The following is a 12,234-nucleotide window of genomic DNA, read 5'->3' as shown; positions in this document are numbered from 1 at the left end:
TTGTCAACGCTTACTGTCTATTAACCAATTGGACTTGACCAATTGATTGAAAACAACATATTCCTTCTTTAAATTCACGTGAACCACTTCATATCTTGCATTCAACCACGCATAGGCCCCGTTTTCCGGATGTCGATAATCATTGGCCCACCAATCAATGCTCTTGCGGGCACTCTTTGGCAGCCCTGTCGCCGGAAATAACAGTTCATCAAATTGTGTGAAAGTCAATGTGACTTGAGAACCGCCATTAGATTTTAAGTAATGAGTGATGATATCGTATTTCTTGCGTTTACTCAATGGCAACGCCTCCTTTTTTATCCGTTCACTTATTCTTTACTGATTTCTTTCATTGAAACTTTTTTCCACATTACCTATACTGAAAATAAAAGGAGGAGCCTATGAAGAATAGTTATCGCACCATTCGTGAGGATGGACAAAGTGAACAAGAAATCAAGAAATCCCGATTCATTTGTTCCCTTAAACGTGTCACTTCCGAAGAGGAAGCCAAAGCATTCATCCTCGCTCTCAAAAAAGAGCATTGGAAGGCCAATCATAATTGCAGTGCTTTTGTTATTGGCGAAAACAATGAGATCCAACGAAGCAGCGACGACGGGGAACCAAGCGGTACCGCTGGTGTCCCCATGCTAGATGTCCTCAAAAAAAATGAATTAATCAATGTGGTTGCTGTTGTGACCCGTTACTTTGGTGGGACGAAGTTAGGCGCTGGCGGTTTGATCCGCGCTTATGCAAGCACTGTTGCCGCTGCCTTAAAGGAAATCGGTATCGTTGAAGGGACACTTAACCAGACACTTTATTTGACCATCGATTATCCTCAGCTAGGAAAGCTGCAAAATCACTTAGAGCACCAAAACATTCACTTAGCATCCATTGACTATACGGATAAAATCCGAGTAACGCTGATGGTTCCCGAAATATCCTTGTCCGCGGTAGAAGCCGATCTAACAGATCTGTTACAAGGACAACTAGAGATCGCACACGGCCCTGTCAGCTATGTGGAACGACCGATTTCCTGAGAAACAGATCGAATTTATGTTGTCATTACTTGCTGGTGAAGCAGAATGATTGTTCAGATAGCTACTGTCAAGCGATGCCTCATGAATCTGCTTGAGGCATCATTTCTGACAATTCTTGCTACTCTTTCACCTCGTTTACTAGCTTTCACTTTTGTCTTTCACTTTGGTCAATATAATTTTCTATTTCCTGTCTTATTTTTCTAAATAAAATTCAAAACGATTCCCTACGTATTGTGTACGCACGTATTCAAATGGTTGTCCGTTTTCAAAACAGGTAATTTGCCGCATTCTTAAAATTGCATCCCCGCGTTTGATTTGCAAGTAATCAGCGATTTGCTCCGAAGCAATCATTGCTGAGATCGTTTGTGAGGCAGCTCCGATCTTATGACCGCCCTTTTCTTCTAACACATGATACAAAGATGAGATGATTTCTTCTTTACTAAAATTGTGAATCAATTTCTCTGGAATACTCGCCACTTCGAAACAAATAGGTACATCATCTGCATAACGAATGCGTTCCATCCGTAAAATCGTCTCATGTCCTTCTAATTGCAACTTTTCCATTTCACTCGAACTTGGGGCTGTCAAGAAGTAGGCCACTGCTTTACTAGAAGGCACCCGTCCAAGTGAGCGCATGATCTCAGTAAAACTCGTGGTTCCGCTCATTTTCTCCTGTACTTTCTGACGAGCCACATAAGTTCCTGATCCGATTTTTCTTTCCAAAATCCCTTCGTCGGCTAGTGTCTGAATAGCTTGGCGCAATGTCATGCGACTAACACCGAATTGTTTCGCTAACTCGCGCTCAGAAGGCAAACGGTCACCGATTTTGTAGGTTTCATTCTCGATGTTTGCTTTGATTTGATCATGTATCTGTATGTATACGGGTAAGTTCTCTGCCATAGTCTATTCCTCCATTCAGTTTCTATTATAACTGGTATATACCTAAATAACCAATGAAAAAACTAAAAAGACTGTCAATTTAAGGGAAAAATCCTTTTTTTCATTCTGTTCTTCTTGCAAAAGACAAAATAAGAAAAAAAGTTCCCTCAAATTGGTACAGTCTTATTGGATAGTTAAAGCGCTGAATGTTAGTTGCTGCTTTGCAAAGCTTTATTGGCCGTTGCCAACATTAAACGAATCCGATTCAATTGATTGACCATGGAGACTCCAGGATCATAATCAATCGCAGCAATATTGGCTTTAGGATATTGGTGCCGCAGTTCTTTGATTACACCCTTACCGACCACATGATTTGGCAAACAACCAAAAGGCTGCATGCAAACGATATTAGTCACATCAGATTTCAATAGATCAATCATTTCACCAGTCAAAAACCACCCTTCACCCGTATGATTACCAATAGATAAGATTTTGCTAGCATCATCTGCTAATTGATAAATCGAGTGTAATCCTTCAAATCGCTGAGAAGCCCGCAACGCACGGTCCATCGGTTTTTGGATCCGTTCGATCAATCCAATGGCAAATTCAGCGATCCATTTGCTTTTTTTGGCCATTCCTAGGTTTTGATAGCGCCAAATCTGATTATAAAGCGAATAATTCATAAAACCAACCATGTCTGGTACTACCGCTTCCGCCCCTTCTGCTTCCAAAAGTCTCACGATATCGTTATTCGCTGTAGGAGAGTATTTCACTAAAATCTCGCCTACCACACCGACTCTTGGTTTCACGATGTCCTGCAGATCAATCGTATCAAAATCGGCAATGATTTTTTTCATGTTGTGGTTGAACAAAGTAAAAGAACCGTTGCGTACATTTTTTTCAACTTTTTTAAGCCACGTTTCATGAAGCCGATCTACAGAACCAGAGATGGCTTCATAAGGCCGCGTTCGATAAACAACTCGTTCAAATAAATCTCCATACAAAAATGCAACAGCCACGCGTTTGAGCATTGGTAATGTAAACTTAAAGCCAGGATTTGACTCCACGCCTTGATTTCCCATGGAGACCGAAACGACGGGAACTTGTGGAAAACCCGCCTCGTTCAATGCTTTACGCAGCAGCGGGATATAATTGGTTGCCCGACATCCCCCGCCCGTTTGTGTCATCAATACGCTAGTGTTTTGCAAGTCATATTTTCCACTTTGGAGTGCTTCGATCAATTGACCGATGGAAATAATGGCTGGATAGCAAGCATCGTTATTTACGAAACGCAGGCCCACATTGACTGCTTCTCGATCATCCGCCGGCAAGCAGATCACATTGTATCCCGAAGCTTGCAGTGCCACATCGACTAACCCGCTTTGATGGATTGGGCTTAGCATGGGTAATAACAAAGTATGTTGTTTACGCATTTCTTTAGTAAATGTGATCTTGGCTGGTTCTTCAAAACGTTGAGTAGGAATAAAATGTTTTTTCTCCCTTTCATTGACAGCTGCCTTAAGAGAACGTAAACGGATCCGAATGGCGCCTAAATTAGCCCCTTCATCGATTTTCAATACAGTGTACAATTTGCCATATTGTTCCATGATCTCTTCTACTTGATCTGTTGTGACGGCGTCGATTCCACAACCAAATGAGTTTAGTTGGACCAATTCCAACTGCTTGCTTTTAGCGACGACCCGTGCTGCGGCATATAAACGAGAATGGTAAACCCACTGATTAACGACCCGTAAATGACCGACATTTCCCAAATGCGCAATGCTATCTTCTGTTAATACATGAAAGCCCTCTTGGGTAATCACTTCCGCGATCCCATGATTGATCTCCGGATCCAAATGATAGGGTCTGCCAGAAAGTACGATGCCTCGCTGATTGGTTTCGGTCAGCATCCGTAAGGTTTTTTCCCCTTGCTGACAAACATCTAGCTTAAATTGATCCAATTCTTCAAAACCATGCCGCAATGCGTGCGCGATCTCTGTCTCAGTGATACCCAAATCTTGAAATTCTTCTGACAACACTTTGACCATTGAAGTTTCGTCTGCCAAATTTAGAAACGGGTTACGATAATCCACACGACCAGCGCGGATATCATCCAGATTGTTGCGAATAACATCTGGGTAGCTTTGTACGATGGGACAGTTGAAATGATTCTCAGCCTGCGCTGTTTCTGGTCTTTCAAAAATAATTCCTGGATAAAAAATCAATGGGACCCCTTGGTCGATCAACGCTTGAATATGTCCATGAGCGATTTTGGCCGGATAACAAGCGGTATCACTTGGAATCGTCTCGATACCTTTCTCATACAATTCTTTGTTTGATCGTGGGGACAATTCAACGCGAAAGCCCAGTTCTGTAAAAAAAGTATGCCATAACGGATAGTTTTCATATAGATTCAATACACGAGGAATGCCGATACGCCCACGAGACGCTTCTTTTTTGCGAAGCGGGCGATACTTAAACAAGCGGCGGTATTTGTAATCGACTAAATTTATCTTGCGCTCTTCTTTTTTGATTTTGATGCGGGCACCCCGCTCGCAGCGATTTCCGGTAATAAATTTGCGTCCATCCGAGAATAAAGTGACAGTCAGCATACAATTATTTTCACATAACCCGCAATGAGTGAATTCTTTTTCAGCAGTAAATTGACTCAATTCATCACTTGAAAGCAAGGTTGTGACTTCACCAATCTCGTAATTTTCTAACGCGATCAGTGCTGCACCATAAGCCCCCATCAAGCCAGCAATTGACGGCCGCACGACTTCCCTGCCGCTGATTTTTTCAAAGGCTCGTAACACTGCCTCATTATAAAAAGTTCCTCCTTGGCAGACGATTTTTTCGCCTAGATCTTCTGGGCGACGAATTTTGATCACTTTATACAAGGCATTTTTGATCACAGAATAGGAGAGACCCGCAGAAATATCCCCGACAGATGCACCTTCTTTTTGGACTTGTTTCACTTTTGAATTCATGAATACCGTACAGCGAGAACCAAGATCGACTGGATTCTTGGCAGTAGTGGCTGCTAACGCAAATTCTTTGACTTCGTATTTCAGCGAACGCGCAAAGGTTTCAATAAAGGACCCGCAGCCTGAGGAACAAGCTTCATTCAGCTGGATCGAAGAGAGTGCACCATCTTTGATAGTCATGGCCTTCATATCCTGCCCGCCAATGTCTAAAATAAAATCGACCCCCGGTTGGAAATGTTCGGCGGCTTTATAATGAGCCATCGTTTCAACTTCACCAATGTCAATTTTCAGTGCATTTTTGATCAACTGTTCTCCATATCCTGTGACCGCAGCTTTCCCAATGAACACAGCTGGTGGCATCTGCTGATACATTTCCTGTAATACCCGCATGGTGGTTTCCAATGGCTGCCCTTCATTGTTGCCATAAAAAGAGTAAAGAATCCTACCCACTTCGTCGATCAATACGACTTTCGTTGTCGTTGAACCCGCATCGATACCGAGAAAGGCTGCTCCTGTATGAGAAGCAAGTTTTTTTTCTTCCACCGAAGATTGGCCATGACGCTGTCTAAAAACTGCGAGCTCTTCTTCCGTAGCAAATAGCGGCGCCAATGTGTGAGACGGTTGTAATTTCGCTGAATCATCGGTTGATAACCGGGCTAATAATGTATTGAGTTGAGCTGTTTCTTCTCCATATAAAGCGGCGCCGATCGCAACAAACAGCTGGGGATTTTCTGGAAAAATAATGTCTTCTTCAGCAATTTGCAGTGTCTCCACAAAGCGGCGCCGTAGTTCAGACATGAAATAAAGGGGGCCCCCTAAAAAAGCCACTTTCCCCTTGATTTTACGACCAGCAGCTAACCCTGCAATCGTCTGATTGACCACTGCTTGAAAAATACTGGCGGCGATGTCGGCTTTATCTGCTCCTTCATTGATCAAAGGTTGCACATCTGTTTTTGCGAATACCCCGCAACGGGAAGCGATAGGATAGATCGTTTGATAATTTTTCGCTAAATCATTTACACCATTAGCATCGGTTTTCAACAATACCGCCATTTGATCGATAAACGCACCCGTCCCACCTGCACAGCTACCATTCATTCGTTGTTCCAACGCCCCTTCAAAAAAGGTGATTTTGGCATCTTCTCCCCCTAATTCAATGGCAACATTTGTTTCAGGAATCAGTGTCTCAACTGTTTTAGTACAGGCAATGACCTCTTGCACGAAAGGGATCGCTAAAACTTCGGCCAGTTCCATCCCTCCAGAGCCAGTGATTGCTAGTGCGACCTGTTGATTACCGATGACTTCCTGAGCTTCCAGTAAAACTTTTTTTGTGGCAGTTTTGATATCCGAATAGTGGCGTTCATACTTGGCAAAGAGGGTCTGCTTTTTTTCATTCAAGACCACCATTTTGACAGTCGTCGATCCTACATCAATACCAGCACTTAATTTTTTCATAGGGTGCCTCCGCTTTATCCAACACTTTGTTGATTATCTTACAAACTGTTTGTTATAATACTTATGTCTATTTTAAGAACAATCTATTGACATTTCAACAAACAGATTCATGGGATGTGTGGGATAAGCAACAGGAACGGTAAAAATGTCGTTTAAATTGAGAGGAAGTTCACAAAAATGAAAAAAGTTGATTTGCGGGTTCAACGCACGAATAAACATATCATGGAGGCTTTTATCCGACTCGTAGAGCAAAAAGGCTACGATCAAGTGACTGTCCAAGATATTGCCGACGAAGCCATGATCAATCGTGCGACATTCTATGCTCATTATAAAGACAAACAAGATTTATATGAAAAAATTTTTGATATGGCAATCGACTCCTTTACTTCGATTTTGTCCCTTGAAGATTTAGTCCAGGGAAATCGAATCAAGATCAAACGAGTCGAACTTGCGATGACAAAAATCTATCAGCACATTCAGGACAATCGCTTTTTTTATCTGACCATCATGGATGGCGCGGCCATCGAATTAGTCCGGCAACGAATCGCGGAGATTCTCTATGAACAATATGACCATATTTTTTCAAAATTAAAAATTACAGAAAGCTCCATCGAAGTACCGCTGGATTTCGTTATTGAGTATATGACATCGATTTTTGTTGGTACTCTGCACTGGTGGCTTACTGCCGATAGTCAAATGACTCCTGACCAACTAGCTAAACTGGTCATTAAATTAGTCGCCAATGGACACTTAACCGTTCTCGGTATCGAAATCGAAGGGTAACATACGAGAAGGAGAGTATATCGTATAAATCAAAAAACCGAACCAGAGTTGCTTCCCCCAGTACTTCCTCTCAGAAATCAGGAAAACGTGAAACGGGTGACTACTCTTGTCCGGTTTATTTGTTATTGGGCTGTTTTACTCAATGTCTTTTCGCAATCAATGATTCTTTGACCGCCATTTGATCGTATCTTTTGTTTTACGCAATTGTGTAACTTTGATACCTTTTGGTGCAATACGAATAGCATAATCTTCACGTTTGACAACATCATACACATGTTCAGCTGCTTCGGTGACTTTTTCTTTTAGATTCAATTTAAATTTCATCTTCTCATCTCCTGAGTTATTTACCTATAGCCTATCGTAAATAAAAAAAATCTTCAACTTTTAACCCTTAGAATTTTGCTATAAATAACGAAGAAAAGTCAGCAAGACATGCTTGCTGACTTTTCATGATTGTTCATTGACTGGGGTAGCTGGATTCGAACCAACGCATGACGGAGTCAAAGTCCGTTGCCTTACCGCTTGGCTATACCCCAATGGTGGAGGAGAGTGGATTCGAACCACTGAACCCGAAGGAACGGATTTACAGTCCGTCGCGTTTAGCCACTTCGCTACTCCTCCAAACGGCTTTTAAAAAACCTGACTCAGTTATAATACCTAAAAATATAACAAATTGCAAGAGCAAAATGTCATTTTTTTTAAGAAATTATTCATGTAAGTTCCATTGGCGCAAAATCGTTTCAATTGCTGCATCCAAAGTTCGGCTTGCACCTAAATCTTCTTCGCCCAGAAAGCTTTGGAATTCTTTCGGACCGGATGCGAGAATTTCACCAATCACTTTTTTCCCTAATACTAGTTGATGGACTTCATATTCTTTTCCTTGGATCACCTTAACGGTTTCTTCCACACGGACTTCAATATCTTTATTTTTTTTCGACATCATACTCACCTCTTTCAGATACCTTGTTTATTCTACCAGAAAACACCGCAAAGCAAAAGCAAATCTAGTCAACCATTCATCCAGAAAAAAATCATGCAATCACTGATTGTGTTTGCATGATTTTTGCTTATTTTTGATTGGTCAATACCGCACTCAATACCGTATACCCAGCATTGGCAAAAATTTTCTCGATTTCTGACACTTGTCTGGATTCAACTTGAATCTCTACGATCGTTTTCAAAGCCATTCGGTTGACCACGATCGTTAAAATACTTAATTGATGATCTGTTAATAACTGCGTGATTTCCGCTAAGACACCGCTGTGGTCATCAATAATCTCAAGAGCTACTCTTGTACCGCCCTCATAATAACCTGTGATCTTCAAGAAAGCATCAAAGATATCATTATTCGTAATGATCCCTACTAGTTCGTCATCTGCTAAAACAGGCAACACACCGACATTTTCTTCTCGCATGACTGCAATCGCGTCTTCTAGCAGCGCCTCCGGTTTGATGGTGGTCACTTTCTTCAGCATGATATCTGCTACAGTCGTTTTGTTTAATAAATAATTCATTTCATAAACACTTAAACTTGTCGCTTTTGAAGGCATTGCTTCTGCAATCGTGCCTTCTGTAATCAGGCCAACTAACCGTTGCTGATCAACAACCGGCAATCGATGGATGTCATGTTTTTTCATTAAGTCTATCGCATCAAATATTGGCATTGCCGAATGAACAGTGATGACATTCTTGGTCATAAAATCACGTACGCTCATTTTTCATCCTCCTTGTTGTAAGCTATTAACCGCCTAGATAGGCTTTCTTGACTTCATCACTTTCCAATAACTCTTGCCCGCTTCCTTGCAAGACGATTTTGCCGGTCTCTAGAACATACCCGCGGTCAGCAATGGACAAAGCCATTTTGGCATTCTGCTCAATCAATAAAACGGTCGTTCCTTGCTGTTTGATTTCTTGGATAATCGAGAAGATCTCTTTGATGAATATTGGGGCTAGGCCCATGGATGGTTCATCGAGTAAAAGCAACCGAGGCTTGGACATCAGTGCACGTCCCATTGCCAACATCTGCTGTTCTCCTCCTGATAACGTTGAAGCATCTTGACTTAGTCGTTCTTTTAGGACAGGAAATTTCGTGAAGACCTGCTGATAGTCCTCTTTGACTTGATTGTCTTTTCGCAAAAAAGCGCCCATCTCAAGGTTTTCTTGAACGGAGAGTCCTGGAAAAACGTGACGTCCTTCAGGTACTTGTGATAATCCATTAGCAACGATTTTTTGTGGAGCTTCTTTTTGGATGGGTTTGCCTTCAAAGAGAATCGTGCCTTTAGAGGGTCGGATCAGACCGGAAATCGTCCGCAAAATCGTCGTTTTCCCTGCACCATTGGCACCGATCAACGAGACGATCTCTCCTTGATTGACTTCAAAGGAAACATCATGAACCGCTTGGATCATGCCGTAATGGACACTTAAATTTTCAATACGCAGCATTAGAGTTCCCCTCCTAAATAGGCTTCGATCACTCGCGGATCATTTTTGATCTCTTCTGGCTTTCCATGAGCAATCACTTGCCCATATTCCAGTACATAGATGCGTTCACAAACCTCCATGACTAAACTCATGTCATGTTCGATCAATAAAATCGTCAGTTGAAAGTCTTTTTGGATACGGTAGATCAATTTAGTCAGTTCCGCTGTTTCCTGAGGGTTCATCCCGGCGGCTGGCTCATCAAGAAAAAGGATCTTTGGTTCAGTAGCCAATGCCCGAACGATCTCAAGACGTCGTTGTTCACCGTAAGGAAGATTTTTTGCTAGTGTTTGGCTTTTATTTTCTAAGTCAAAGATACGCAATAATTCCATGACTTTCTCTTTCATTGCAGCCTCTTTGTGATAAAACTTTGGCAACCGCAACACACTCGTAAAAAAGCCTTCTTTTTGTTTGCTGTTCATGGCAATCAGAACATTGTCCATCACTGTAAGATCTTTGAACAACCGAATGTTTTGGAAGGTGCGGGATAATCCCATAGCTGCGATATGATAGGGCTTCTCCCCATTCAATCTCTTGGATTGTCCTTGTTCTTCTAAAAGAACGTCGCCTTCACTTGGTTCATAGACGCCTGTCAGCAGATTGAAGAGTGTCGTTTTCCCTGCACCATTCGGACCGATCAGGCCAACTAGTTCATTAGTTTCTAAATGTAAATCGACATGTGAAACTGCCGCCAAACCACCAAAGTTCTTAGTCAGCTTCTTAACTTCCAATAGAGGCATTCGTGTCATCCCCCTTTTTTGTAAATTTATCAAAGATGCGCTTCACAGAAAATTCCCAAGTTCCCAAAAGTCCACTTGGCTTGAAAATCATAATGGCGATCAATGCCAGTGCGTAAATAATCATGCGCAAATCTGAGAAGCCTTGTAAGTACATATTCAATATACCTAATACGACCGCTGAAACCACTGCTCCTGTCGTGCTACCGATCCCGCCAAACACAACGATGATCAAGACATCGATCGATTTCATAAAGCCATAATCTTTCGGAAATACCGATTGTTGATAACTTGCATATAATGTACCGGCAATACTAGCCATGACAGCACCCATCACAAAAGCAATCACTTTGTATTTCGTTGTATTGACCCCCATTGCTTCCGCAGCGATCTCATCTTCTCGTATCGCTAATGTTGCTCGTCCTGGTCCACTATGGATAAAATTAGAGACCACCAGGATGGAGCCGACAGCAAAAAGAAAGACGATTTGCCAATTACTGAATTGCGGTAACCCGAATATCCCTGCAGGTCCATTCGTCAATCCTCGTAAATTGACTAATAAGATACGGATAATCTCTGAAACACCTAACGTTGCAATCGCTAAGTAGTCTCCTTTCAAGCGCAATGTTGGAATCCCGACAACTAGTGCGATCAGCCCCGAAACGAACATCCCCACGATCAGACCAGAAAGAAATCCGCCAAATGTAGGATTGTTGGCTGTTAAAATTGCCCCAGCGTAAGCACCAATCGCCATAAAACCTGCATGACCTAAAGAAAATTGTCCCGAAAAACCAATAATTAAATTTAGCCCTACTGCTAAAATAATATTGATTCCGATATTGACGATAATCGCGTCTGAAAATAGATTGATCAATCCGCCGTTATAAGCTGCAAACAAACCGAAGTAGATAACAGCGGCGAGTGCTAACCAAGTAATGTTGTATTTCAAATTCTTTTTCATCACTGACACCTACACTTTCTCTTTCAGGTTCTTGCCCAATATTCCTGCCGGACGGACCAACAATATAATTATTAAAATGACATAGACTAAAGCATCTTTATAATCAGAAAAACCTAATGCAGTAGCAACTGTTTCAATTAGTCCGATCACGAAGCCACCTAATGCTGCCCCAGGAATGATTCCTATACCGCCTAATACAGCCGCAACAAAAGATTTTAGTCCCGGCACAACCCCCATCGTAGGATCGATCGAATTGTAATACAATCCAATTAACATCCCACCAGCAGCTGCCAACGCAGAACCAAGAGCAAATGTGAAGGAAATCGTCCGATTGACATTGATCCCCATCAACCGTGCGGCATCCGCATCCACGCTAACAGCACGCATCGCTTTTCCCATCCTGGTTTTCTTGACGATTAGCTGTAAAAGGATCATTAACGCCAATGAGACTGCTAAAATCAATAATTGTATGTTACTTACCTCCACAAAACCAATACTATAAGTTTTGCGGGCAATCGCTTGTGGAAATGGTCGGACATCTGGTGAAAAGAAAAAAATCATGACATTTTGCAATAAATAGGAAACACCGATAGCGGTGATCAAAGCCGAGATCCGGGTGGAATTCCGGAGTGGGCGATAGGCCAGAAACTCGATTGTCACGCCTAACGCTGCACTAGCGATCATTGAGATGAATAGTGCAGGAAAAAAGCCCAGATTCCATTGATTGATCAAAAAATAACCAATAAAACTGCCGATCATATACACTTCACCATGAGCAAAGTTGATCAGTTTAATGATGCCGTAAACCATCGTGTAGCCTAACGCTAATAAGGCATAGATACTACCTAGAAATAAACCGTTGATTAGTTGTTGGATCATCATTTCCATGTTTTCACTTCCAATACCTTAAATTCTTGATA

At 41.9% G+C, this 12,234-nt stretch carries 12 protein-coding genes and 2 tRNA genes; 2 read left to right on the top strand and 12 right to left on the bottom strand.

Annotated features, from left to right (window positions below; genetic code table 11):
- Nucleotides 1–3 precede the first annotated feature (3 nt).
- Nucleotides 4–297, bottom strand: a complete 294-nt coding sequence (locus IGJ45_RS04070; protein ID WP_003127610.1) for a DUF7662 domain-containing protein — start codon at nt 295–297, stop codon at nt 4–6.
- A 101-nt stretch (nt 298–398) separates the two neighbouring features.
- Here IGJ45_RS04070 and IGJ45_RS04065 point away from each other — a divergent pair, with 101 nt between their 5' ends.
- Complete coding sequence (locus IGJ45_RS04065; RefSeq protein ID WP_003127609.1) at nt 399–1,034, top strand: YigZ family protein; 636 nt, start codon at nt 399–401, stop codon at nt 1,032–1,034.
- A gap of 192 nt (nt 1,035–1,226) precedes the next feature.
- On the opposite strand, the gene IGJ45_RS04060 is transcribed toward IGJ45_RS04065, so the two are convergent.
- Nucleotides 1,227–1,934 carry a GntR family transcriptional regulator gene (locus IGJ45_RS04060; protein ID WP_003127608.1) on the bottom strand — a complete coding sequence of 236 codons (708 nt, stop codon included), beginning with the start codon at nt 1,932–1,934 and terminating at the stop codon, nt 1,227–1,229.
- A 188-nt stretch (nt 1,935–2,122) separates the two neighbouring features.
- Entirely contained in the window at nt 2,123–6,355 is a 4,233-nt protein-coding gene (locus IGJ45_RS04055) for an acyl-CoA dehydratase activase-related protein (protein WP_349703928.1), read from the bottom strand.
- A gap of 177 nt (nt 6,356–6,532) precedes the next feature.
- On the opposite strand from IGJ45_RS04055, the gene IGJ45_RS04050 reads away from it, so the two are divergent.
- Nucleotides 6,533–7,138, top strand: a complete 606-nt coding sequence (locus IGJ45_RS04050; RefSeq protein ID WP_060813470.1) for a TetR/AcrR family transcriptional regulator — start codon at nt 6,533–6,535, stop codon at nt 7,136–7,138.
- Nucleotides 7,139–7,294: 156 nt separating this feature from the next.
- On the opposite strand, the gene IGJ45_RS04045 is transcribed toward IGJ45_RS04050, so the two are convergent.
- The 9 genes from IGJ45_RS04045 to IGJ45_RS04005 all read right to left on the bottom strand — a co-directional run bounded on the left by IGJ45_RS04045 (nt 7,295) and on the right by IGJ45_RS04005 (nt 12,202).
- On the bottom strand, nt 7,295–7,462 hold the full coding sequence (locus IGJ45_RS04045; protein ID WP_003127605.1) for a hypothetical protein: 168 nt from the start codon (nt 7,460–7,462) through the stop codon (nt 7,295–7,297).
- A gap of 140 nt (nt 7,463–7,602) precedes the next feature.
- Nucleotides 7,603–7,674, bottom strand: a tRNA-Gln gene (locus tag IGJ45_RS04040).
- A gap of 1 nt (nt 7,675) precedes the next feature.
- A tRNA-Tyr gene (locus IGJ45_RS04035) sits at nt 7,676–7,759 on the bottom strand.
- Nucleotides 7,760–7,844: 85 nt separating this feature from the next.
- Complete coding sequence (locus IGJ45_RS04030; protein WP_005471857.1) at nt 7,845–8,081, bottom strand: DUF2969 domain-containing protein; 237 nt, start codon at nt 8,079–8,081, stop codon at nt 7,845–7,847.
- A 124-nt stretch (nt 8,082–8,205) separates the two neighbouring features.
- Nucleotides 8,206–8,853, bottom strand: coding sequence for a CBS and ACT domain-containing protein (locus IGJ45_RS04025; RefSeq protein WP_003127602.1), 648 nt, complete (start codon nt 8,851–8,853; stop codon nt 8,206–8,208).
- Nucleotides 8,854–8,878: 25 nt separating this feature from the next.
- Nucleotides 8,879–9,580 (bottom strand): ABC transporter ATP-binding protein, encoded by a 702-nt coding sequence (locus IGJ45_RS04020; RefSeq protein ID WP_005471855.1) that lies wholly within the window; start codon nt 9,578–9,580, stop codon nt 8,879–8,881.
- Nucleotides 9,580–10,356 (bottom strand): ABC transporter ATP-binding protein, encoded by a 777-nt coding sequence (locus IGJ45_RS04015; RefSeq protein WP_060813473.1) that lies wholly within the window; start codon nt 10,354–10,356, stop codon nt 9,580–9,582. Before IGJ45_RS04015 ends, IGJ45_RS04020 begins: the two co-directional genes overlap by 1 nt.
- The gene (locus IGJ45_RS04010; RefSeq protein WP_005471852.1) at nt 10,337–11,314 is read right to left on the bottom strand and encodes a branched-chain amino acid ABC transporter permease; all 978 of its coding nucleotides are present in this window, start codon (nt 11,312–11,314) and stop codon (nt 10,337–10,339) included. The genes IGJ45_RS04015 and IGJ45_RS04010 overlap by 20 nt, the downstream gene beginning before the upstream one ends.
- A gap of 9 nt (nt 11,315–11,323) precedes the next feature.
- Nucleotides 11,324–12,202, bottom strand: a complete 879-nt coding sequence (locus IGJ45_RS04005; protein ID WP_003127599.1) for a branched-chain amino acid ABC transporter permease — start codon at nt 12,200–12,202, stop codon at nt 11,324–11,326.
- Nucleotides 12,203–12,234 lie beyond the last annotated feature (32 nt).

The organism is Enterococcus sp. DIV0574 (genome assembly GCF_051711125.1).
Lineage (GTDB): Bacteria > Bacillota > Bacilli > Lactobacillales > Enterococcaceae > Enterococcus_D > Enterococcus_D gallinarum.
The sequence above is the reverse complement of the archived record's forward strand: the minus strand, read 5'-3'. Positions and strand labels throughout refer to the sequence as shown.